This is a genomic window from Pseudomonas sp. ZY71 (genome assembly GCF_036542145.1).
Taxonomy (GTDB): Bacteria; Pseudomonadota; Gammaproteobacteria; order Pseudomonadales; family Pseudomonadaceae; genus Aquipseudomonas; species Aquipseudomonas koreensis_A.
The window spans coordinates 3,864,304-3,886,564 of sequence record NZ_CP144274.1; the positions used below are offsets into that span (position 1 = coordinate 3,864,304).

At 60.5% G+C, this 22,261-nt stretch carries 20 protein-coding genes; 4 read left to right on the forward strand and 16 right to left on the reverse strand.

The window, feature by feature from the left end; genetic code table 11:
* Window positions 1–86: 86 nt before the first annotated feature.
* Complete coding sequence (locus VY732_RS17200) at window positions 87–512, reverse strand: VOC family protein (protein ID WP_108225465.1); 426 nt, start codon at window positions 510–512, stop codon at window positions 87–89.
* 156 nt (window positions 513–668) lie between these two features.
* On the opposite strand from VY732_RS17200, the gene VY732_RS17205 reads away from it, so the two are divergent.
* From VY732_RS17205 to VY732_RS17220, 4 genes are all read left to right on the forward strand, one after another.
* Window positions 669–1,574, forward strand: coding sequence for a LysR family transcriptional regulator (locus VY732_RS17205; RefSeq protein WP_123593292.1), 906 nt, complete (start codon window positions 669–671; stop codon window positions 1,572–1,574).
* Window positions 1,575–1,674: 100 nt separating this feature from the next.
* Window positions 1,675–1,947: a hypothetical protein gene (locus tag VY732_RS17210; protein WP_331691268.1), complete on the forward strand. Its 273-nt coding sequence runs from the start codon at window positions 1,675–1,677 to the stop codon at window positions 1,945–1,947.
* Between the two features lie 168 nt (window positions 1,948–2,115).
* Window positions 2,116–4,500, forward strand: a complete 2,385-nt coding sequence (locus tag VY732_RS17215; protein ID WP_331691269.1) for a DUF3772 domain-containing protein — start codon at window positions 2,116–2,118, stop codon at window positions 4,498–4,500.
* A gap of 197 nt (window positions 4,501–4,697) precedes the next feature.
* Window positions 4,698–5,159, forward strand: a complete 462-nt coding sequence (locus tag VY732_RS17220) for a DUF3574 domain-containing protein (RefSeq protein WP_331691270.1) — start codon at window positions 4,698–4,700, stop codon at window positions 5,157–5,159.
* A gap of 227 nt (window positions 5,160–5,386) precedes the next feature.
* Here VY732_RS17220 and VY732_RS17225 read toward each other — a convergent pair whose 3' ends face one another.
* From VY732_RS17225 to benC, 15 genes are all read right to left on the reverse strand, one after another.
* Window positions 5,387–6,787 (reverse strand): APC family permease, encoded by a 1,401-nt coding sequence (locus VY732_RS17225; RefSeq protein WP_331691271.1) that lies wholly within the window; start codon window positions 6,785–6,787, stop codon window positions 5,387–5,389.
* A complete protein-coding gene (locus tag VY732_RS17230; RefSeq protein ID WP_331691272.1) occupies window positions 6,777–9,164 on the reverse strand; it encodes a TonB-dependent receptor plug domain-containing protein in 2,388 nt (795 codons plus the stop codon). Before VY732_RS17230 ends, VY732_RS17225 begins: the two co-directional genes overlap by 11 nt.
* Before the next feature lie 431 nt (window positions 9,165–9,595).
* The gene (locus VY732_RS17235; RefSeq protein WP_331691273.1) at window positions 9,596–10,261 is read right to left on the reverse strand and encodes a sulfite oxidase-like oxidoreductase; all 666 of its coding nucleotides are present in this window, start codon (window positions 10,259–10,261) and stop codon (window positions 9,596–9,598) included.
* Window positions 10,262–10,409: 148 nt separating this feature from the next.
* On the reverse strand, window positions 10,410–11,465 hold the full coding sequence (locus VY732_RS17240; RefSeq protein ID WP_137216591.1) for a substrate-binding domain-containing protein: 1,056 nt from the start codon (window positions 11,463–11,465) through the stop codon (window positions 10,410–10,412).
* Between the two features lie 23 nt (window positions 11,466–11,488).
* Window positions 11,489–12,514: an ABC transporter permease gene (locus VY732_RS17245; protein WP_331691274.1), complete on the reverse strand. Its 1,026-nt coding sequence runs from the start codon at window positions 12,512–12,514 to the stop codon at window positions 11,489–11,491.
* Window positions 12,507–14,063 (reverse strand): sugar ABC transporter ATP-binding protein, encoded by a 1,557-nt coding sequence (locus VY732_RS17250; protein WP_331691275.1) that lies wholly within the window; start codon window positions 14,061–14,063, stop codon window positions 12,507–12,509. Before VY732_RS17250 ends, VY732_RS17245 begins: the two co-directional genes overlap by 8 nt.
* 8 nt (window positions 14,064–14,071) lie before the next feature.
* Complete coding sequence (locus tag VY732_RS17255) at window positions 14,072–14,743, reverse strand: methionine ABC transporter permease (protein WP_077572499.1); 672 nt, start codon at window positions 14,741–14,743, stop codon at window positions 14,072–14,074.
* Complete coding sequence (locus VY732_RS17260; protein WP_331691276.1) at window positions 14,740–15,540, reverse strand: methionine ABC transporter ATP-binding protein; 801 nt, start codon at window positions 15,538–15,540, stop codon at window positions 14,740–14,742. Before VY732_RS17260 ends, VY732_RS17255 begins: the two co-directional genes overlap by 4 nt.
* Entirely contained in the window at window positions 15,537–16,346 is an 810-nt protein-coding gene (locus VY732_RS17265; protein ID WP_331691277.1) for a MetQ/NlpA family ABC transporter substrate-binding protein, read from the reverse strand. The genes VY732_RS17260 and VY732_RS17265 overlap by 4 nt, the downstream gene beginning before the upstream one ends.
* 27 nt (window positions 16,347–16,373) lie before the next feature.
* Window positions 16,374–17,420: an isopenicillin N synthase family dioxygenase gene (locus tag VY732_RS17270; protein WP_331691278.1), complete on the reverse strand. Its 1,047-nt coding sequence runs from the start codon at window positions 17,418–17,420 to the stop codon at window positions 16,374–16,376.
* A 495-nt stretch (window positions 17,421–17,915) separates the two neighbouring features.
* Entirely contained in the window at window positions 17,916–18,833 is a 918-nt protein-coding gene (catA, locus tag VY732_RS17275; protein ID WP_331691279.1) for a catechol 1,2-dioxygenase, read from the reverse strand.
* A 163-nt stretch (window positions 18,834–18,996) separates the two neighbouring features.
* Window positions 18,997–19,287: a muconolactone Delta-isomerase gene (catC, locus tag VY732_RS17280; RefSeq protein ID WP_194934249.1), complete on the reverse strand. Its 291-nt coding sequence runs from the start codon at window positions 19,285–19,287 to the stop codon at window positions 18,997–18,999.
* Window positions 19,288–19,302: 15 nt separating this feature from the next.
* On the reverse strand, window positions 19,303–20,424 hold the full coding sequence (locus VY732_RS17285; protein ID WP_116029690.1) for a muconate cycloisomerase family protein: 1,122 nt from the start codon (window positions 20,422–20,424) through the stop codon (window positions 19,303–19,305).
* Window positions 20,425–20,446: 22 nt separating this feature from the next.
* Window positions 20,447–21,208 carry a 1,6-dihydroxycyclohexa-2,4-diene-1-carboxylate dehydrogenase gene (locus VY732_RS17290; RefSeq protein WP_331691280.1) on the reverse strand — a complete coding sequence of 254 codons (762 nt, stop codon included), beginning with the start codon at window positions 21,206–21,208 and terminating at the stop codon, window positions 20,447–20,449.
* A 20-nt stretch (window positions 21,209–21,228) separates the two neighbouring features.
* Window positions 21,229–22,242 (reverse strand): benzoate 1,2-dioxygenase electron transfer component BenC, encoded by a 1,014-nt coding sequence (benC, locus tag VY732_RS17295; RefSeq protein ID WP_331691281.1) that lies wholly within the window; start codon window positions 22,240–22,242, stop codon window positions 21,229–21,231.
* Window positions 22,243–22,261: the final 19 nt, after the last annotated feature.

A 22,261-nucleotide genomic window follows, 5' to 3' on the forward strand; every position in this document is an offset into this window, starting at 1 on the left:
GTCTGCGTTTTGGGCAGTTGCTAGAGTCATGAGCTTCCAGCTCACTTGAGACCGAATGGCACAACCGGGTTGTGCCATGACGTTTGTCACTTGGCGAAGAGCTGGCTCATATCCTTGAAAGCCTTGAATTCCAGAGCGTTGCCGCATGGATCAAAGAGAAACATGGTGGCTTGCTCGCCAACCTGCCCCTGAAAGCGAATGTACGGTTCGATCACAAACTCGGTGCCAAAGGACTTCAGGCGCTCGGCCAAGGCTTCCCACTGCTGCCATCCCAAAATGATGCCAAAGTGCGGAACCGGAACGTCGTGACCGTCGACCGGGTTGCTGTGAACACTTTCCTGGGACGCGGTTTTCGGGTGTTCGTGAATGACCAGTTGGTGGCCATAAAAATCGAAGTCGACCCACTGAGTACTGGAGCGCCCTTCTGCAAGACCAAAGACTTCACCGTAAAAGGTGCGCGCTGCAGCCAGATCGTAAACGGGGATAGCGAGGTGAAAAGGCGAGAGGCTCATCAGAACTCCGATCATATTGTTGTGGGTTGGCGAACATTCCTGCCGTCATCGGCGCCTTGGGTTCAGCCGCTGCCGGGGAATGGGAAACATCCTAGGACGGAAAACCAAACATAAAAATCAATATATATTTCTTAGAAACACAATTAATATTTGTGAATGATCAAAGAACTGAAGACACTTATCGCCGTCGCTCGCGAAGGTACTTTCGCTGCAGCAGGCAACAAAATCGGCCTCACGCAGGCCGCCGTCAGCGCACAGATCCAGCGCCTGGAAGCTGAACTCGGCTTCGAGCTTTTCGACAGAAAAGGGCGCTCGGCACACCTCAACAAAATGGGCCAGCAGATCCTCCTGCAGGCGCAAGAACTGCTCAGGCTCTACGACAGCCTCGGCTCGACGACGGTGGGATTGCCGCCCAGCGTGCTGGTCAACATTGGCGCGATTGCTTCGGTGCAGCGCTCTTACTTGCCTGACGCGCTGGCAAAGTTTCACCAGCACTGCCCGCAATGCCGATCCCGGGTAGTGCCGGGTTTGTCGATGGAACTGGTCAACCTGGTGGATGCTGGCGAGATCGACATGGCCGTGATCATCCGCCCGCCCTTCTCGCTGCAAAGTGATCTGCGCTGGACAACCTTGGCGCTGGAGCCTTACCGATTGATCGTGCCCCGTGACGTGCCCGGAGATGACTGGACTCGGTTGCTTTCCAGCCAGCCATTCATTCGATATGACCGGTCCTCTTTCGGCGGCAGGCAGGTCGACCGCTTTTTGCGGCAGATGCATTTCAACCTGCACGAAGTCTGCGAACTGGATGAACTGGAGGCGATCATCAAGCTGGTCGAGAACGGCGTGGGCGTGGCGTTGGTGCCGCAGACGGCGCCCGATTTTGCATGGCCCGACGGTGTAAGGGTACTCGACCTCGGCCAGCACACCTTCCATCGAGATATAGGGTTGGTGCACCGATCTCGCCAGACCTTCACCGAACCTGTGCGGATGTTGGCCGAGCTGATCAGTGCTCAGGTGAGTCCCGGCGCTATCCCCGATGCGTTCAAAAAGAACAACCATTAACCGCATCAATAACAACCATTGATTCAATGAAGTTCTCTTATCAGGCTTGCGGCGTAAGATCGGCTCCAGACCTAACCACTACCCCACGGAGCACACACTCATGAAACGCCAAGCCCTTTTCAGCATCGCTTTCTCACTGTTCGCCCTGAATGCTGTTGCCGCTCCCGCGACTCAGACCGATCCGCTGTTCAGCGACGCGGTAGCCGCCGCCACCCAGACCGATCCGCTGTTCAGCGACGCAGTAGCCGCCGCGACCCAGACTGATCCGCTGTTCAGTGATGCCGTAGCCGCCGCAACCGAGACCGATTCGCTGTTCAGTGATGCCGTAGCCGAAGGTGGTTCAGACCGTTTGATTGAACGCCGCGCCGTCTGAATGCAGCGCTTCAGCGCAGTCACCGAAGAAAGGCCCGACCTCACCCGTCGGGCTTTTTTCGTTTGGCAGCGCTGCGCACCTGCCCTGCTCTGCCGGAAAGTTTTCCTCCTCGATCGGCTCGATCACCTAACCTCATAGACTGTGTGATCCATTCGAGCCGCCTCACCCATGCGCAACACATTGAAGTCGTTGTTTTTTGTCGTATTCATGCTGCTTGTTGGCGGTAGCCCGACGCTATTGGCTGCCGACTTGCCGGCGCCGGTAACCACCGCCGCCGCGCCGTTGCCGGTGATTTCGCAAAGCGATCTGCAGGCGCTGCAACAACGCCTCGACGGCCTCAAGCAACAGATTTCCGCCGCGAACAACTACAACCAGCTCGAAGGCCCGCAGGATCGCGTGCAGGCATTCATTCTGGATGTCGATCGGTTGTCGGCGGCGTTGTTGCCGCAGCAGGCGCAACTGGCCGTGCAGCTAGGGGTGCTGGGGGCCGCGCCGGATGCTGATCTGGCGGCGGAGCAGGCAGATATCGTTGCGCAACGGGCATCGCTGGCCGAGCAGAAGAGCAAGGTCGACGGCACGCTGAAGAGCCTGGCGGCGTTGAAGCAGAGCGCGGCGGATCTGATTACGCAGATCGCCGGCATCCGTCGCACACTGCTGGAAAGTGAGCTGACGCTGGGCACTGACAGCGTGCTGAGCCCGAGTTTCTGGTCGCCGCTGGTGAGTCCGACCGAGGATGATCGTCAGCGTCTGCGCTTTTTCGTCGCCCAGGTGCGCGACACCTGGGCCACCGTGTGGGCGCCGGGAGAGCGGTTCTACACCAGTGTGTTGGTGTTAGTGGCGCTGATCATCTGGACATTTGGACGCCGGTTGGCCGAACGCGGTCTGACCTGGGTGTGCATTCACCGCGTGCCCGAGGGACGTCTGCGCCGCAGTGCGCTGGCGTTCGCCTCGGCGCTGGCGACCATCGCCACCACCGGCATTGCCTTGCAGTTGCTCTTCTACGCCTGCACCCGCCATCAACCCTTGCCACCCGTGCTGGAAACCTTCTCCGAAGAGTTCGAGAAGGTGGTGTATGCCTGCGTGCTGCTCACCGGGTTGAGCCGCGCGCTGCTGTCGACCGAACATCCCTCGTGGCGCCTGCCGGCAATTGCCGATCAGGTGGCGCTGGCGCTCAGGCCCTACCCGCGCATCTTGTCCTGCACGTTATTGGTGCTGGTGACGCTGGTGCAGGTCAGTAATGCCACCGGCATGAGCAGCCAGATCGTGATCGCCGGGCGCGGGGTCATTTCCATCGTTGTGCTGGCGATCGTGACGGTCCTGCTGTTGCGCGTCGGCAAGGTGCGCAAGGCCTTGGTCGCAGCCAATGATGCGGCGGCGGCGAACAGCACGTTCGCCGGGGTGATCTACACCCTCGCCAGTGTCTCGATGCTTGTCTCGGCGATTGCCCTGCTCGCCGGCTACGTATCACTGGCGCGGTTCATCAGTTATGAGCTGGTGTGGGCGTACATTGTCCTGTCAGGTTTTTACCTGCTGATCCAGTTGATCAAGGACGTCTGCGAGCACGTTTTTTCACCCAGACATGCGAGCGGCAAGGCGCTCAAACAGCTACTGGGTATCGGTGACCGGCGACTCGATCAGATCTCGATTCTGCTGTCCGGTTTCAGCCGTGCAGCGTTGTTGTTGCTGGCGGTCATCGCCCTGTTTGTCGGCGGCATCGGCACCACGCTCGGGCAACTGGCGAGCAACATCATGGCGATCCTCGGCGGCGCCGGACTGCGCAAGCTGAACATCGTCCCCGGCCATCTGCTCAATGCCGTACTGGCGTTGATGATCGGCATCTGGCTGATCCGCGCCCTGCGTCGTTGGCTCGACAACGAGTTCCTGCCCAAGACCGACATGGACCCGGGCATGTGTGCCTCGCTGAGCACGCTGTTTTCCAACATCGGGTACGCCTTCGTGATCCTGCTGACGCTGTCGTCGCTGGGCGTGCAGTGGACCAATCTGGCGTGGATCGTCAGTGCGTTGTCGGTGGGCATCGGTTTCGGTCTGCAGGAGATCGTGAAGAACTTCGTCTCCGGCCTGATTCTGCTGACTGAACGCCCGGTGAAGGTCGGCGATTTGATCAGCATCAGTGGCGTAGAAGGCGATATCCGTCGCATCAATGTGCGCGCCACGGAAATCCAGCTCAGTGACCGCTCGATCGTCATCGTCCCGAACTCGCAATTGATTTCGCAGAACCTGCGCAACGTGACGCTGGGCGGTACCGCGCAAGGCGTGGCGTCGCTGGAGTTGGTGTTCCCGCTGGACATTGATCCTGAAGAGGTCAAAGACCTGTTGCTCAACACTTACCGGGAGAACGAAACCATCCTCGATAAACCGGCACCGTTCGTGCGCTTCAGCAACTTGTCGCCGGACGGCATTACCTTGACGGTGACCGGTTACGTGGGCAGCCCGCGGATTGTCGGGGTCACCAAAAGTGATTTGCTGTTTGAAATTCTCAAGCGGCTGGGTGCGGCAGAGATTGCGTTGGCGAAACCACCGGAGAGTGGGTAATGAATCGGTGAGGCTCTGGCATGGAATATTTTCGCTGTCTGAAAAATCGCTTTCGCGAGCAGGCTCGCTCCCACATTTTTTGCGCGGTGAAGGGTTATTCCCGAAGCGCCTAAATGCCTGCTTTTTAGGTCTTTATTGGTGGTCAGACAGCAACCTTATACTCGAGCGGTTTACTCATCGTTCAATAAGGATGTTCCATGCCTCAACGTCTTTTACTGGCGGCTTTGTTTCTCGCCGTCGCCGGTTGTGCCAATCCTCCTCCTGCGTCCGTTCACACCCATGATCCTGCCAGTTCGACCTTGCAAGGCGATGCCTCGCGGCCGGCGCAGGCGCAGTGGATTCGCACCGAGTTGTACTTCTCCGTGGGGTCGATTGATGGCAAGGAAGGCGCGGTCAGCCCCCCGCGCTGGCGTGAGTTTCTTGATCAGGAGGTTACGTCGCGGTTTCCTGATGGCTTCAGTGTGCTTGATGCTTATGGGCAATGGCGGGATAAAGGCGCAAAAGAGCCTGAACGCTTGAGCACCAAGGTGATTGTGATCCTGCATGAGAACAGTGCGAAGAATGCGGGCAACATCGAAGCGATTCGTTTGGCTTACAAGCGTATTACGGGGGATTTGTCGGTGCTGCGGTTGTCGCAGCCGGCGGAGGTGTCGTTCTAGAATCAGAAGCCCCTCACCCTAACCCTCTCCCAGAGGGAGAGGGAACTTATTGGGGGATATTGGAGAAGTACGCCGACCTGAACGTACCTCACTGAATCCACAACCGACCTCGACCTGTTTTTGCTTCACTGAATCCACAATCGGCTTCGATCTGTTTTTGCCTCACTGAATCCACAATCGGCTTCGACCTGTACTTGCTTCACCGAATCCATAATCGACTCGGTCTTTCAGGTCGATGTATCCCCCAAGACACCTCGGTCGGCCCCCTCTCCCTCCGGGAGAGGGCTGGGGTGAGGGTTCGCTTTTAAACGGCTCAACCCGGCCAAAAGCACAGCCCCCACCAACAACACCGCAATCCCCAAAAACGCCCCAAACCCCACCATCGTCACGCTGGAATACAGCATGTACAGGCACAACCCGAAAAACAGCAGCGGCAACAGCGGATACAACGGCACCTTCACCGGCCGCGACACCTCGGGAAAACGCCACCGCAGAATAATCAGCGCCACGCTGCTCAAACTCAGAAACAGCCAATAGACCGGTGTCAGGTACTCGACCATTGTGTTGAAACCGCTCTGGGTAAAACTGCCGAACAGCACCAGCAACAACGCCACCGCACCTTCCGCCAGCAACGCTTTGCGCGGCACACCATGCCGGTCATCCCATTCGCCGAATCTGCGCAGCTGAGGTATATCGCGCGCGGCGGCGTAGGTGGTGCGCGCGCCGACCAGAAGGGTCGAGTTGATGGTCGCGATCGCGGCGATACCGACCATCAGCAAAATCAGCATCACACCCGGTGCACCGAAGGCCCGGTTCAACAACTCGACCGCCGGTGCATTGCTGGCCGCTAATCCAGCGAACCCCAAGCCCTGAACGAACGCCCAATTGAGCGCCAGATAGATCGCCATCAACACACTCAGCGCACCGAGCATGGCGATGAAAATCCCCCGCCGGCCATCACGCACTTCCGCCGATAACGTCGCCGCATCGCTCCAGCCGCCGAACGCCAGAAAGACGAAAATCATCGCCGCCGAAAATCCGGCCATACCGGTGTTTTCCGCGACGGGCGCAAGACTCGGCGCAGGCGCGCCGATACCTTGCCAGGCCAAAAAAACGCCGGCACTGGCGATGCTCAAAAAACCCAGCGCCAGCAACCCCACCAACAAGGTCTGGGTGAGAAAACCAATGTGCTTGCCGGTGAGATTAAGCAACACCAACGCGGCAATCACCGCCCCGGCAAACAACCCCGAGCCGTACTGACCCAGCGGCACCACCGCATTGAGGTAATCGGCAAACATGAACGCCGACAACGCTATCCAGCCGGTGTGCATCACCGAAAACCGCGACCAGGCGAACAGGAATCCCATGCGCTCGCCATACGCCATGCGCAGAAAGTGATAGTCGCCGCCCGGATGCGGAAACGCCGTGGCCATCTCGGCAAAACACAGCGCGCCGATCATTGATGCGACGCCACCCAGCACCCACACCAGGTAGAAATATTCCGGCCCGACGTTGAGGGCGACGGTCGGCGCGGTTTTCAGGATGTCGGTGGTGATCACCATACCCAGCGTGATCAGCAACGCTTGAAACACCGGTAGATGCCGCCCCGGCCCCGCGTCAGAAACCATAGGTAGCGCGGGCGTAGTAGTAGGCGCCGTTGGTGCCGATTGGCGAGAGCACGTCGTACGGCAGGTTGCCGCCGTAGTTGATCGCCGAGCCAGAACGTTCCGGGTAGTTGTCGGTGAGGTTGTTGCCGCCCACGGCAATGTTGAATTTCGGAGTGAATTTGTAGGCCACCTCGGCGTCCAGCTGCCACACGGCGCCGTAGGTTTGCTCCGGTTGCGAATCGCCGAAATCGAACACGCGAGTGGTCTCGCCCTGGCGGGTCAGACGCCCGAGCAAGCCCCAATGCTCGCTGGCCCAATTGGCGGAAAAGATGAAGCGATCCTTCGGCGCCGCGTCGGTCAGGGTGTTGGTTTCCTCGACACCAACGAGGGCGTCATTACCAATGCCCAGCGCCGTCAGTTGCGACGGTGTGCCTTTGGTGCTGGTGACTTTGGTGTGGTTGTAGGTGTACGCGGTGGTCAGGCCCAGTTGCCCTTCGTAGAACGGCTGGTGGTAGTTGAGCACCAGTTCGGCGCCGTCGGTGCTGGTGTCGGCGGCGTTGGTGAAGAAGTTGACGTCGTGCACGCCAGCAACGCCGAAGTTGTCATTGATGTATGTTTCCAGAGCATCGCTGCCAATGCGTTGCGACAGGGTGATGCGGTCTTTGACGTCGATGCGGAACACGTCCAGGGAGGCATCGAAGCGTTCGTTCAACTGAAAGGTCAGGCCTAGGCTGAAGTTCTTCGAGGTTTCCGGATCGAGCTTCTCGGCGCCGAGTGCACGGGCGATCGGATCGTTGACCGAGAGCACGCGGATATCAGTCAGCGTGCCGCCATCACCGAAGTTGCTGGTGGTGTTCTGGAAGCCGCTTTGGGCCAGAGACGGCGCGCGGAAGTTGTTCGAGACCGCACCGCGCAAGGCCCATTGCTCAGTGAGTTTGTAGCGACCGCTGAGTTTGCCGGTGAGTTTGCTGCCGGCATCGTCGTAATGCTCCCAGCGCGTGGCGGCGTCGACGAAGAAGCGGTCAGTGAGATCGCCGGACAACTCGGCGTAGGTGCCGAACACGTTGCGATCCAGATCCGACTCTTCGCTCGGGCGCAGGCCATTGGCGCCGTCGGCTCCGGAGCCGATGTAGGAGGCCTCGTCACCGGCATAGGTCAGGTAGTTTTCATAGCGGTATTCGCCGCCAACCGCCAATACAAAGGAGCGCTCGCCGAGACGCAGTTCGCGGCTGAAATCGAGGTTGGTGGTGGTCTGGCGCAGCTCGTAATCGCCGGTGTCAAACTTCGTCGGCGAGTCTTCGCCGAGGCTGACGTTAAGCGTGCGCCGGGTCGAGCCCTCGAAGCGGTTGCGACCGTGAGTTACGCTGCTGTCGAAGTCCCACTCATCACCGATCAGGCCTTTGAAACCGGCGGTGGCGGAGATGTCTTTGTTGTCGCCGAGCGATTGCGGCAAGTAGCCGTTGGGGTAGAACTGCGGCTGTTCGTACGGGTAGCGATAGAACTCGGCGCCGGTGGTGTGACGCTGGTTATAGGTGCCGAAGCTGTAGGCCTTGCCGCCGGCCAGCGGCAGTTCACTGTTGAACCAGAGGTTGACGTCGCGCGCGACGCCGTCGCCCATCACATAGTTGCGCTGACCGGGGCTGTCGGCAAAACCGTCGAAACCGGCGCGGTTGGTCGGGTTGCGATCCTTGTATTCGGTGCCGCCACGGATAAACCCGCCCTCCTCACCCAGGCGCGTGCCGATCTTCGCCGTGGTCACGCTGTTCTGGCCGTCGGTGGTGGTCTTGCCGATGGCGTCCTGATGGGTGTGATAAGCGCCATAACTGGTCGACACTTCGCCGCCCTCGGGCGCGTCGTCGAGGATGATGTTGATCACCCCGGCAATCGCATCGGAGCCGTACTGCGCGCCCGCGCCATCGCGCAGCACTTCAATGCGTTTGATTGCACTGAGCGGGATAGAGTTGAAATCCACGGGGGCGGTACCGCGCCCGATCTTTGAAGAGTCGTTGACCACCGCTGACGTATGCCGGCGCTTGCCGTTGACCAGCACCAGCACCTGATCCGGGCTCATGCCACGCAGTTGCGCCGCGCGCACGTGGTCGGCACCACCGGAGTTGGATTGGCGCGGCAGGCTGAAGGATGGCAATAACGTCTGCAGCGCCGCGCCCAATTCACCGTCAGCGGCGCCGGCGGATTTGAGGTCTTCGGCGGTGAGTACGTCGACCGGCACCGGAGAGTCCAGCACCGTGCGCGAAGTACCTCGGGTGCCGGTGACCAGCACAGTGCCGAGTCGCGATTCGCTGTCGGCACTGACGGAAGTTTCTTCGGCGTTGGCCGGAAGTTGCCAGATGGCGGACACGACGGCAGCCGCCAGTAATGAACGGGAACGGTAATGCATATAACAGCTCCTTGAATCGCAGTTAATACCCGGCTGTTGCCGACAATAAAGTTCGGCAAGCCATGCGCGGCAATGTCTGCTGTAGTTTTGGATTTCCGGAAGGCAGTGAAGGCTTTTTTACGGTGAGTTGCAGTTTCCCCAGCGTGAGACGTTTCCCCTTGAAGCCAGATGCTAGACGAGCTGCCGCAGCTCGTAAAAGAACCAATAACGCTTAGGTTAGATCGCCCTAAAAAGTTGTTCTTAGTTCAACAGAAGTGTTGCTGAGCCAACACCTGAATCAACTAACACCAATTTTTTAGATTGAAATGCAGTCCCCCTGTAGGAGTGAGCCTGCTCGCGATAGCGGTACATCTGTCGACATCACCGTTGAATTTAAAACCGCTATCGCGAGCAGGCTCACTCCTACAGTTTTGATCTGCGTCGGGCACTACTTAGTCGAACTCTTTTTCCAGCCAGGCATCCTCGGCAATATCCAGTTCATCACCACTGAATCGCTGTTCGGCAAACGGATCGGCGTGCAGATGAAAGCCGTTCTGCTCCCAGAACCCCGGTTGTTCCTGATCGACAAATTCCAGCCCGCGCAACCATTTGGCGCTCTTCCAGAAATACCGCCCCGCCACCACCAGCCGCAGTGGCCAGCCATGTTGCGCGGTTAGAGGCTGGCCGGCGTAATGGGTGGCCAGCAGACTGTCGGGGTGCAACAGATCATCGAGTCGCAAGTTGGTCTGGTAATCGTGGTCGGCGTGGGCCATGACGAACGCCGATGTCGGTTGGATATCGAACGCCTGCAACAAATCCTGCAGATGCACCCCGCTCCACTCGGTGTCGAACTTCGACCAGCGTGTCACGCAATGGATGTCGCAGCGCAATTGCCGTTGCGGCAGTGCCTGTAGATCGGCGTAACGTAATTCGATGGGCTGTGCGAGCGTGCCGAACAGGCGCAGCGACCAGTTGGCGAGGTCGCAATCCGGGATTTCGCCTTCGTGGAGGATTGGAAAACGCTCCGTCAGCACCTGGCCTGGGGGGAGTCGTTTACCGAACAACGGATCCGCTGCCGGGGAACGGCTTTTGCGTAAGCGCGAGGCTTTGTTGTGCATAGTCACTCCATTTTCAAGGGTGCCCCCAATTCCCTGTAGGAGTGAGCCTGCTCGCGATAGCGCTGGGTCAGGCGCCAAAGATGTCGACAGACCTGACGCCATCGCGAGCAGGCGAAGGCCTACAGGGGATCGTGGTCGGTAGCAGGATCTAGTTGGCCACCGGAATCCACGGCGCCCGTGCGACATTCGCGGTATCACCGAAGCTGGGGAGCTTCTGCGCCAGATCTCGAACATTCTTCACATCCAGATCCAGCAACTGCTGACGGGTAATCAGCGTCGGCGGCACCAGTACCTGATGCCCCGGATTTTCCCCGGCAATCAACATCGCCAGGCTGCGCACACTGATCGCCCCGGCCACTTGCGGATTGACCGCTGCCGTCGCCGCCCAGGCGCTGTCCGGCTCTTTCATGATCTGAATATCGGCGGTGGAAATATCGGCGCTGTAGATCTTCACCTTGCTCGCCAGCCCCGCTTCGTCGACGGCGATTTTTGCGCCTTTGGCGAACTCATCGAACGGTGCAAAAATCACGCTGATGCCTGGATTGGCTCGAAGTACGGCGCTGGCTTGATCCGCCACGGAGTTGGCGATCGGCGGATTCAGCGTGCCAAAGCGGGCCTTCTCGACGATCCCCGGATTGGCTTTCTTGACCTGACTCCAGATCTCGTCGCGGCGCTCCATCGGCGTAAAACCGCTGATGTACACGTAGCCGGCATCGAACTTCGTGCCGTTGTCCTTGACGGCCTGATCCAGCGCCAGACGTGCCAGCGCATGGTGATCCTGCTCGACCTGGGTCACTTGCGGCGTGTTCAGATCGACATCGAAAGCGACGACCTTGATGCCTTTGGCGATCGCCCGATCGATCGGTGCTTTCAGGGTTTCGGCCAAGCCGAGCTGGACGATGATGCCGTCGACGCCGAGATCGATAGCCTGATCGATCATCTCGCCCTGACTCGCCGCTTGCTGGCGGGCATCGAAGACCCGCAGGTTGGCACCCAGCGCTTCGGTCTGCTTTTCGACGCCACGCAAATAAGCCTCGGGAAAGTCCCCGGAGAACAAGTAACCCACCAGCGCGATCTGCACCTGACCTTTGTCGAACGGTGCGGGTGCGCCGGGCAAGGCTTTGGCCTGCGCGCTCAGCGCCAATGCCGAAAGCAACGCACCGGCGAGGCAATGACGGGCGAACTGTGTGATTGAACCGTGCATACAACTTCCTTGCATAAAGCGGCTCAACGCGCCCGATGCGCGAGGCCGAACGTGAACATCAGGGCCAGCACCAGCACCAGTCCCTTGACGAAATCCTGCGCGTAATACGGCGCGTTGAGCATGGTCAGACCGTTGAGCAGCGCCGCCACCAGCAGCGCGCCGACCAGGGTGCCAAAGGCGTTGGGCTTCTTCGCGCCGAGTACGGCAAAACCGATCAGCGCCGCGCCGAGGGCATCCAGCACCAGACCGTTGCCCGAACTGACGTCGCCGCGGCCCAAGCGCGCCGCGAGCAACAATCCACCCAGCGATGCAAGCAACGCCGAGAGCACGTAAGCCAATAACTTGAAGCGCTGCACCGGTGCACCGGCCAAACGCGCCGCTTGCTCGTTGCCGCCGATGGCATAGAACAGCCGACCAATGCGCGTGCGTTCGAGAAACAGCCACACCGCCACCGCTACCACCGCCGTGATCAACACCGGAATCGGCACCACCTCCCACAACCGCCCACGTCCCAGCGCCAGAAACACGGCACTGAACGTACCTTCGGTTTCCTCACCGCTGGGCAGCGTCATGCCTACCGCAATCGAGCGCCCGCCGGTGGGAATCAATTGCACGCCGATTACCAGAAACATGCTGCCCAGCGTCGTCAGAATGTCCGGCACCCGCAGCTTGACGATCAGCCAGCCGTTGAGCAGACCAACCAGCGCCCCACCGGCCAGACTGATCAACACCGCCGGCACCGCGCCCCAGCCGAGCACGACCATCACGTAACTGGCGATCATCAGGCTCATCGCCGCCACCGCGCCAATCGACAGATCGAGACCGCCGACCGCCATGGTCAGCGTCACGCCCAACGCCAGCAGCGCAACAATCGACACCGATTGCAGGATGCTGAACAGGTTGCCGACACGCAGGAATGCCGGCTCGGCCACACTGAAAAACACCACGATCAGCGCCAGCAGCCATAACAGGCCATAGCGGATCAGCCCGTGCAGCAGACGTTCGGCGCGTGCCGGCTCGGTCGATAACAGTGAACTTGAATCAGGCACTCGCTCTGCTCCTTGGCGTGGCTTGAGGGGAATGATCGGTCACGTCGCTGCCGGCCAGTGCAGCGACCAGATCAGCACGATTGAGGCCGGCGCGCGGGTACTCGGCGACCACCGCGTGATCGCGCACCAGCAGAATGCGGTCGGCAATTTCCAGGGCTTCATCGACATTGGCACAAATCACCAGCGTCGCCCGGCCCTTGGCGCTGTCGCGGAGCAACTGGCCGATGTCGCGGCGGGCGCGCACGTCGACGCCTTGAAAGGGTTCATCGAGGATCAATACCCGCCCTTCACCGAGCAGCCAGCGGCCGAGCACGACTTTCTGTTGATTGCCGCCCGACAACGCGCTCATCGGCACATCGATGCCGGCAGTCTTGATCCCCAGCGCCGCCACTTGTGCCTCGACCGCTGCCGCTTCGGCGCGGTTGCGGATAAAACCGCCGCGGGTAAAGCGCTCAAGAAACGGCAAAGTCAGGGTGCGACGCAAAGAGAAATCCGGCACCAGCGATTGACTGGCGCGATCTTCGGCCGCGAAGAACACCCCGCTTTGAATCGCCTGACGTGGCGAGTCCGCACGCCAGTCAGCGCCATCCAGTTGCACGCGGCCCGAGGTGGCTTTACGCAGGCCGAACAGCACCTCGGCGATTTCACTTTTGCCGGCGCCCAACAGCCCGGTGAGCACCACCACTTCGTTTTCGTGCAGGGTCAGGTCGAACGCGGCGGAGCGCGGCAGAATTTGCATGGCGTTGAGTTTCAATACCTCGCGCCCGGCCACGCACGGCTGATAAACATGCTCGGCCAGCGCCTGCCCGAGCATGGCGCTCACCGCTTCGGGTAATTGCCGCGCCGTGAACTCGCCCGCGAACTGCCCATCCCGCAACACAATGGCGCGATCCGCCACCCGTTGCAGGTCGGAGAGTCGATGGGAGATGTACAGAATCGCCACGCCGCGACTGCGCAAGGTGTCGATCAATCCAAACAGCCGCTGCGCCTCGGCATCGGAAAGCGCCGCCGTCGGCTCATCCAGAATCAGCAGGCGCGGCTGCAAAGCCAAGGCTCGAGCGAGCACCACCAATTGCCGTTCGGCCTGACCGAGATGTTCGATTGGCTGCTCCAGCGGCAAGGTCAAACCCAGCCCGGCGGCGATGCTCGCGGCGCGTTCCAGCAGGCGTTTGCGATTGAGCCAGAAGTCCGCGTCCGGCTTGCACAATTCATCGAGCAGGAGGTTTTCCGCGACACTCAAACCCGGTGCAATGCCCTCGTTGATCTGTTGGTGCACCGCGACAATACCGAAGCGCCGCGCCGACAGCGGCGAACTGAAATGGCGTGGCGCGCCCTCCAGCCAGATCTCGCCAGCGTCGGCAGTCTGGCTGCCTGCGAGGATCTTTACCAGGGTCGACTTACCCGCGCCATTGGCACCAAGCAGCGCCACCACTTCGGCGGGATAGATGTCCAGGCTGACGGCGTTCAGCGCCCGGCTCGCGCCAAATATTTTGCTCAACTCACGTACACGAATCAGCGGATCACGGGCCACAGCGACCGGCACACTCATACAAATCCTTAGCGACGATGCGCCAGCGAACGAACCAATCGATCACCCAGGCTTTGCACGCCTTGGACGAGGATCACCAACACCACCACCGTGGCAACCATCACTTCATTGTTGAACCGCTGATAGCCGTAACGGATCGCCAGATCACCGAGCCCGCCACCGCCGATTACGCCGGCCATCGAGGAAAAACCGATCAGCATCACCAGCGTCAAGGTGATTCCGGCCAGCAACGCCGGCAGCGCTTCGGGCAACAGCACTTTGAAGATCACGTGACCGATGTCGCCGCCCATGGCGAGGATCGCTTCGATGCGACCCTTGTCGACTTCGTCCAGAGCGTTTTCGACGATGCGCGCGAAGAATGGAAACGCACCGATGGTGATCGGCACCACGGCGGCGGTGCTGCCCAGCGTTGTGCCGACCACCAGCCGTGTCAGCGGGATCAGGGCAATCAGCATCACCACGAATGGCAGTGAACGGCCGAGGTTGACCACGCCACCCAGCACGGCATTCAAGCGCGGCATCGGCAGCAGTCCATCGCGGCGACTGATGAACAGCAACACGCCCAACGGCAAGCCGATCAGCAGCGTGAACAGCCCTGCGAGCAGGACCATGTACAGGGTTTCACCGGTGGCGTTGAACAGCAGTTGCAGGATTTCATCCCAATTGACCGTGCGGTTCATGAGTGCGCCGCCCGTACGCCGTATTGTTTTAGAAAACTCAGGCCCGGCTCAGCGTGGCCCAGCGGCAAGCCGCAGGTCGGTCGCAGCGAAGCACCCAGTTGCGATTGCGCATCGGCCAACAGCCTTGGTACCGGCCCGGCTTCGACCAGACGTCCGTTGGCCATGAACGCAGCGTGATCGCAGATCGACTTGACCACCTCCAGTTCATGGGTGATCAGCACGATGGTCACGCCCAGTTGCCGATTGATGTCGCGCAGCAGTTCGAGGATCGACGCGGTGGTTTCCGGGTCGAGTGCACTGGTGGCTTCGTCCGACAACAGATAAGCCGGTTCAGCAGCAAGGGCGCGGGCAATGCCGACGCGCTGTTTCTGGCCGCCGGACAACTGCGAGGGAAAGGTCTGCGCCTTGTCACTCAAACCGACCAGTTCGAGCAGTTCGCGAACCCGCACATGACGCCACGGCTTGCCCACCTTGGCGATCTCCAGCGGCACCGCGATATTGTCGAAAACGGTGCGCGAATGCAGCAGGTTGAAGCCCTGGAAGATCATGCCGATGCGCTGACGCTGCTGGCGCAGTTCGCTGACCGACAGCGTTGTCAGGTCGACGCCATCGAGCAGAATGCGTCCACTGTCCGGTCGTTCGAGCAGGTTGAGGCAGCGCAGCAGCGTCGACTTGCCCGCCCCGCTACGCCCGAGAATCCCGTAGACCGCGCCGTCGGGAATGCTCAACGAGACCTGATCGAGTGCCGGTTGCGCGGCCGAAGGATAGGTCTTGCTCAACTGCTCGACGGCGATCATGGCTTGCCGCCCGCCACCGGAATTACCGAACCGGCGAAGTTGTCGCTGATGTATTTGGCGACCTCTGGCGAGGTCAGGTCCTTGGCCAGTTGCGCGATACGCGGGTCGTGTTCGAGCTTGGGCGTGGTCACCAGAATGTTGGCGTAAGGATTGTGCTCGGCTTTTTCCAGGCCCAAGGCATCCTTGGCCGGCACCAGGCCTGCGTCGAGCGCGTAGTTGCCGTTGATCACGGCCAGATCGACGTCGTCCAGCGAGCGCGGAATCTGCGGCGATTCGATCTCGAGAATCTTCAGTTGTTTCGGGTTTTCGGCGATGTCCTTGGGCGTTGCCTGATCGGCCGCCGGATCGTTGAAGCCGGGTTTGAGCTTGATCAGGCCGTTGTCCTGCAACAGGTACAGCGCGCGGCTCAGGTTGGTGACGTTGTTGGGCACGGCGACGCTGCCTTTTACCGGCACGTCGGCGAAGCTTTTGTGCCGGTGCGAGTAAATGCCCAAGGGTTCGATATGCACCGTGGCCGCCACCGCCAGTTTCTCGCCGAGGGCCTTTTCCTGGGATTTCAGGTACGGCAGGTGCTGGAAGTAATTGGCGTCGACATCACCGTGCACCAACAGCTCATTGGAGTTCACCCCGTTGGGGATCTCGATGACTTTGAGATTCAGCTGCGGATCGATTTTCTGGATGTACGCCAGAATCTGCGCGTGGGGCACCGGGTCGGCAGCCACGCGCAACGGCTCCTGCGCCTGCGCACCGAACGACGTCACCAGCGCGCCGAGCACGGCCAGGGTCAAACCTGCTTTCTTGATCATGTGCGGAGTCCTTGAGCGGTGGTTGAGTCAGGCGGATTTACGAACGGGCGGTGGCGGCAGCAACGCATCGGCGTAGAAGCGCTGCGCGACATCCGGATGTGAGCGCAAACGACCCTTGAGGTAGTTCCAGCCGACATCGCGAAACAGCGGATTGAGCGGATCACTCGCCGGCCCGCGCGCCTCGCGCAACAGTGCGGTGGGCAGCGGATACAGCGGCACCACGGCATCCAGTTGCGCACCGAGGAAGAACGCGACAGACAGGCGTTCACTGCCCGCCGGAGGCGAAACCACGCGATGCACCGTGGCACGCAGATAACCGTTGCTGGCCAGTTCGAGCAGTTCACCGATGTTCACCACCAGGGTGTTCTCGCGCGGCAACGCATCGATCCAGCGCCCCTCTTCGATCTCGACCTGCAGTCCGGCCTGCTGGTCTTGCAGCAGGAAGCTGAGGAAACCGGAATCCTTGTGCGCGCCGACACCCTGGTGGCTCGACTCGCTGGACTGGCCGGGATAGCGCATCAACTTGATGTGTTCGTTGGGTTTGTCGCCGTAGAGCTGATCAAACGCATCGGCCCGTAGCGACAGTGCCTGAGCGAACGCACGCAGCAGGCGCAACGACATCCGCGTCATCGCCTCTTGCCATTCGAGCAGCAAAGGTTTCAGTTCCGGCAGTGCCGCCGGCCATTGGTTGGGGCCTTGCAGCCGGGCCCAGAACGGGCTTTCCGCGTCTAATGGCAACGCTTCGCGCTCGGCGCCCAGATCAAACTGCTCGCGCAGATCGGGCTGGCCACGGGTGATCTCCGAGGCGGCACGGTTGTAGCCGCGAAAGTGCGGTGAATTGATCATGCCGACGGCGGTTTTTTCGCTGTCGGGCAAGGCGAAGAATTGCCGGGCGTGGGCCTGCACCTGCTTGAGCAAGTCGCTGTCGATACCGTGGCCGGTCAGGTAAAAGAAGCCGACGTCGCGCGCGGCGTGGCGCAGGTCTTCAAGAAATTCGTAACGCTGTTGCGCCGTGCCTTCGAACAGCGACAGATCCAGCGTCGGTAATGCGGTGATGTCGAGGGTATGCGGCATGATTCACTCCCGTGTGAATCAAACCTGAAAAACCTGTGATCGATTCAGCGTGTGCCGTCATGGCAATCGGGGGTCTATCGGTTTGATGCGTTTTGATTCGTCTTTGAGTCAAAACTAAACGATCTTAAAAATGCAGAGCCAATATCTTTTTCGCATTACCTTAGGCCTTATTTTCCCTCACCCCAGCCCTCTCCCGGAGGGAGAGGGAGCCGACCGAGGTGTATATCGCGATACATCGACCTGAACGACCGAGTCGATTATGGATTCGGCACAAACTGTTCAGGTCGGCGTAGCACTAAATATCGCCTCGGTCAGTACCCTCCCAACCCTCTCCCGGAGGGAGCCGACCGAGTTGTCTAGCGTTATGCATCGACCTGAACGACCGGGTTGGATTCGGTACAAAACGTTCAGGTCGGTGTAGCACTCAAGATCCCCCCGGTCGGTCCCCTCTCCCTCTGGGAGAGGGTTAGGGTGAGGGAACCAGACGACTCGGTATCAAGCGTCCTGCAACGCACGCGGCCGTTGGCTGCGTTGTTCGGCACTGGCGTCCGGCGCCTGCTGCAACTGGAAGTCGAACTTCAGCTCGGCATAACGCCCCGACACCGCGTCCTCACGGAACACCACCTCCCCGACCAAGCCTTCACGGGTCGCATAGGCGAAGTCATCCCACAAATACTGATCGCCCGACAGATTGATCTGCGTGGTCAGGTGTCGATGCCCCGGTGCGCTGATAAAGAAATGCACATGGGCCGGGCGCTGGCCATGGCGGCCGAGTTGGTTCAGGCATCCCTGGGTCGGCCCTTGCGGGTCGCAGCCGTAGCCGGATGGCACGATACTGCGAGCGTAGTAGCGGCCTTCGGCATCGGTAATGATGCGTCGACGCAAGTTGTACTCGGACTGGCTCGGGTCAAAAAACGAGTAGGTGCCCTTGGTGTTGGCGTGCCACAGGTCAACCGTGGCACCGGCCAATGGCTGGCCATGCAGATCGAACACCTGGCCTTCTAGAAGCATCACCGTGGCGATGCCCTCCTCGCTGCCGTCATCCATCCGGCACTCGCCTTCGTACAGTGGCGCGCCGGCCACGTACAGCGGGCCTTCGATGGTGCGTGGCGTGCCGCCGGTCAAGCCGATCTGTGCATCCTTGGCATCCTGTAGCAGGTCGAGAAAATGCTCGATTCCGAGGCCGGCAACCAGCAGTCCTGCTTCCGAGCGCGCACCGAGTCGGTTGAGATAGTCGACCGCTTTCCAGAACTCGTCCTCGCTGATGTCGAGGTCTTCGATGATTTTCGCGCTGTCCTGCAAGATGCGCAGGACGATGGTTTTCAGCCGGGAGTTGCCGTCGTCGTTGGCGAAACCGGCGGCTTCTCTGAAGAATTCCTGCAGCTCGGCAGTGTGGGCAATTTTCACGGTCATGGTGGTTACCTCATCTTGTTGTTTTGCCGACGCGGTTCTTGAGTTCCAGCACCGTCCCTTGTAGGAGTGAGCCTGCTCGCGATAGCGGTCTGCCAGTTGCCATCGATGCTGAATGAAACACCGCTATCGCGAGCAGGCTCACTCCTACAGGGACCGGGTTGGGTCAGCGGTCGTCGCTGTGGATCGACGACGGATGCCGGCAGAGGCCATCGACCTCAATGTCCATGTAGGGGAACAGCGGCAAAAGCATCAGCGTGTCGTGCAAGGCCTCAACGCTCGGCACATCGAACACGCTGTAATTGGCGTAGTGCCCGGCGATGCGCCACAGGTGCCGCCATACGCCGTCGCGTTGCAGCCGTTGGGCCAGTTCCTTCTCGTCCGCCTTGAGCCGGGTGGCCAGCGACGGGTCCATGTCGACAGGCAATTTCACGGTCATTTTTACGTGGAACAGCATGGTGACTCTCCTGATTCAGTGGCGACGAAAACGCGCCAGACGCTCTTCGTCCAGCGTCAGGCCAAGGCCCGGAGTTCGCGGGATGTGCAGGTGGAAATCGCGGTACTGCGGCGTTTCAGTGACGATGTCTTCGGTCAGCAACAACGGCCCAAACAGTTCGGTGTCCCAGGTCAGCTGCTTGAGCGTGAGGAAGGCGTGCGCCGAGGCCAGCGTGCCGACGGAGCCTTCGAGCATCGTGCCGCCGTACAGCGCGATGCCGGCGGCCTCGGCGATCTGCGCGGTTCTGAGCACGGCACGCGGGCCACCGTTCTTGGCGATTTTCAGGGCGAACACACTGGCAGCGCCGTCGGCGGCAAGGCTGAAAGCATCCTCGACGCTTTCGATCGATTCATCGGCCATGATCGGTGCCGGGCTGCGCTGGTTGAGGCGAATCTGCCCTGAGCGGTTGACCCGCGAGATCGGCTGTTCAATCAGGTCGATGCCGTTGTCACCCAATACCTGACAGCCGCGAATCGCCTGGGATTCGTCCCAATACTGGTTAACGTCAACCCGCACACTGGCGCGCTCGCCCAAGGCTTTTTTGATCGCCACCACATGCTTGAGATCCTGCTCCAGCGGGTTGGCGCCGATCTTCAATTTGAAGATGCGATGGCGACGTGCTTCGAGCATCTGCTCGGCTTCGGCGATGTCGCGGGCGGTGTCGCCGCTGGCCAGGGTCCAGGCCACTTCTAGGCTGTCCCGTACGCGGCCGCCGAGCAGTTCGCTGACCGGCAGACCGAGGCGTTTGCCTTGCGCATCGAGCAGTGCGCTTTCGATGCCGGACTTGGCGAAAGTATTGCCCTTGGCAATTTTGTCGAGCCGCTGCATCGCCGCGTTGATGTTGTTGGCGTCCATACCCACCAGCGCCGGGGCCAGATGTGCGTCGATATTGGCTTTGATGCTTTCCGGGCTCTCATAACCGTAAGCGAGACCGCCGATGGTGGTGGCTTCGCCGATGCCTTCAATACCATCGCTGCAACGTAGGCGCAGGATTACCAGGGTCTGCCTCTGCATCGTGTGCATCGCCAGTTTGTGCGGGCGAATGGTCGGCAGGTCGACGATGATCGTCGTCAGGTTTTCAATCAGGATTCGCTGCATTTCAATGTCCCTTGAAAAGTAATCAACCGAGGTCGCCACCACCAACCGGCAGAGTTACACCGGTGATGTAAGAAGCATCGTCGGAGGCGAGAAAGAGGATCGCGCCGACCTGTTCGTCGAGGCTGCCGTAGCGCTTCATCAGGCTGCTGTCGAGGGTTTGCGCGACGATCTCCTGATACCAGGCCTGCTCCTGCGCCGACGGTTCGGCGGCATTGCGCGGGATCCTCCGGGGCGGTGCTTCGGTGCCGCCCGGGGCGGTGGCGTTGACGCGAATACCGCGCTCGGCGTTTTCAAAGGCCAGGCACGCGGTCAGCGCATTGATGCCGCCCTTGGCCGCGCCGTACGGCACGCGATTGACGCTGCGGGTAGCAATCGATGAAACGTTGACGATGGCGCCACGACCTTGCTTGAGCATGTACGGCAGCGCGGCGTGGCAACACCACAGCGTCGGGAACAGCGAGCGGCGCACTTCAGCCTCGATCTGTTCGACTTCGTAATGCTCGAAGGGCTTGGCCCAGATCGTGCCGCCGACGTTATTGATCAGGATGTCGAGTCGGCCGAAAGTGTTGATCGCCTCGGCCATCACCCGCGCACAATCGGCGTATTGCTCAAGGTCAGCGGTCAGTGCGAGAACGCCCTCGCCTTGCAGCTCGTGAACCAGCTCGGAGCGGTCGACGGCGACGACTTGCGCGCCTTCGCGCAACAGGCGTTCGCACACACGGCGGCCGATACCCTGCGCCGCGCCGGTGACCAGCGCGACCTTGTTGGAGAATCTGTTGTTCATGACAACCTCGAAAAAGGATTTCAGGCAGCCGCAGCGGCAAATTTTTCGTAGTAGAAATTCGCCGGGGTGATGCCCTGCTCGCGGATGTATTGGCTGACCGCTTCGACCATCGGCGGCGGGCCGCACAGGTACACGTCGACGTCGCCTTCATTGAGGTGGCGCGGCTCGATGTGCTGGGTGACGTAGCCCTTGAGCGGATGCGCGCTCTGCGGATTGGCCACGCACGCGCCGAAGCTGAAATTGGCGATCCGTGCGGCAAAGGACTCGAGACGATCGAGTTCGACCAGATCGAAGTCATTGGTCACGCCGTAGAGCAAATGCACGGGATGATCGCTGCCCTGCTCGGCGATCTTTTCCAGCATCGCGGTGAACGGCGCCAGGCCGGTGCCGCCCGCCAACAACAGCAGCGGCCGCTTGATCTCGCGCAGATAGAAGCTGCCCAACGGCCCGGCCAGGCTCATGCTGTCGCCGGCCTTGGCCAGACCGGTGAGGAAGCTGCTCATCAGGCCACCGGGCACGTTGCGGATCAGGAAACTGACTTCGCCGTCCTTCTGCAATGAGCTGAAGGAATAAGCGCGGGTCTGTTCGCTGCCCGGCACTTGCAGATTGACGTACTGGCCCGGCAGAAACGCCAGTTTGCTCAGCGCTTCGCCCTTGATCGACAGCGCGATAGTGCTTTCGGACAACTGCCGGACAGCGCTGATCGATGCCTGGAAGTTCGCTTGTTCGGTCTTGCACACCTGCGAACCGGCCGGCACTCGCACGACGCAATCACTTGCGGCGCGCATCTGGCAGGTCAGCACATAGCCTTGCGCAAGTTCGTCGTCGCTCAAGGCGTCTTCAATGAAGTTGTCGCCCATGTCGTACCGCCCGGCCTCGGCGAAACATTTGCAGGTGCCGCAGGCGCCATCGCGGCAGTCCAGCGGGATGTTGATGCCTTGGCGATATGCCGCGTCGGCCACGGTTTCATGGCCGCCGGCTTCGATGAAACGGGTGACGCCGTCTTCAAAATTAAGCGCAATCTGGAAATTCATGGTGCACCTCGCCGTGTCG

Excerpts from the sequence above, each read along its gene's own strand:
- VY732_RS17240 (WP_137216591.1), bottom strand. The coding sequence starts at position 11,465 with ATGCACGGTTCAATCACACAGTTCGCCCGTCATTGCCTCGCCGGTGCG.
- VY732_RS17235 (WP_331691273.1), bottom strand. The coding sequence starts at position 10,261 with ATGCACAACAAAGCCTCGCGCTTACGCAAAAGCCGTTCCCCGGCAGCG.
- VY732_RS17255 (WP_077572499.1), bottom strand. The coding sequence starts at position 14,743 with ATGAACCGCACGGTCAATTGGGATGAAATCCTGCAACTGCTGTTCAAC.
- VY732_RS17200 (WP_108225465.1), bottom strand. The coding sequence starts at position 512 with ATGAGCCTCTCGCCTTTTCACCTCGCTATCCCCGTTTACGATCTGGCT.
- VY732_RS17265 (WP_331691277.1), bottom strand. The coding sequence starts at position 16,346 with ATGATCAAGAAAGCAGGTTTGACCCTGGCCGTGCTCGGCGCGCTGGTG.
- VY732_RS17285 (WP_116029690.1), bottom strand. The coding sequence starts at position 20,424 with ATGCAGCGAATCCTGATTGAAAACCTGACGACGATCATCGTCGACCTG.
- catA (WP_331691279.1), bottom strand. The coding sequence starts at position 18,833 with ATGACCGTGAAAATTGCCCACACTGCCGAGCTGCAGGAATTCTTCAGA.
- VY732_RS17225 (WP_331691271.1), bottom strand. The coding sequence starts at position 6,787 with ATGGTTTCTGACGCGGGGCCGGGGCGGCATCTACCGGTGTTTCAAGCG.
- catC (WP_194934249.1), bottom strand. The coding sequence starts at position 19,287 with ATGCTGTTCCACGTAAAAATGACCGTGAAATTGCCTGTCGACATGGAC.
- VY732_RS17215 (WP_331691269.1), top strand. The coding sequence starts at position 2,116 with ATGCGCAACACATTGAAGTCGTTGTTTTTTGTCGTATTCATGCTGCTT.
- VY732_RS17250 (WP_331691275.1), bottom strand. The coding sequence starts at position 14,063 with ATGAGTGTGCCGGTCGCTGTGGCCCGTGATCCGCTGATTCGTGTACGT.
- VY732_RS17220 (WP_331691270.1), top strand. The coding sequence starts at position 4,698 with ATGCCTCAACGTCTTTTACTGGCGGCTTTGTTTCTCGCCGTCGCCGGT.
- VY732_RS17230 (WP_331691272.1), bottom strand. The coding sequence starts at position 9,164 with ATGCATTACCGTTCCCGTTCATTACTGGCGGCTGCCGTCGTGTCCGCC.
- VY732_RS17260 (WP_331691276.1), bottom strand. The coding sequence starts at position 15,540 with ATGATCGCCGTCGAGCAGTTGAGCAAGACCTATCCTTCGGCCGCGCAA.
- VY732_RS17290 (WP_331691280.1), bottom strand. The coding sequence starts at position 21,208 with ATGAACAACAGATTCTCCAACAAGGTCGCGCTGGTCACCGGCGCGGCG.
- VY732_RS17210 (WP_331691268.1), top strand. The coding sequence starts at position 1,675 with ATGAAACGCCAAGCCCTTTTCAGCATCGCTTTCTCACTGTTCGCCCTG.
- VY732_RS17270 (WP_331691278.1), bottom strand. The coding sequence starts at position 17,420 with ATGCCGCATACCCTCGACATCACCGCATTACCGACGCTGGATCTGTCG.
- VY732_RS17205 (WP_123593292.1), top strand. The coding sequence starts at position 669 with ATGATCAAAGAACTGAAGACACTTATCGCCGTCGCTCGCGAAGGTACT.
- benC (WP_331691281.1), bottom strand. The coding sequence starts at position 22,242 with ATGAATTTCCAGATTGCGCTTAATTTTGAAGACGGCGTCACCCGTTTC.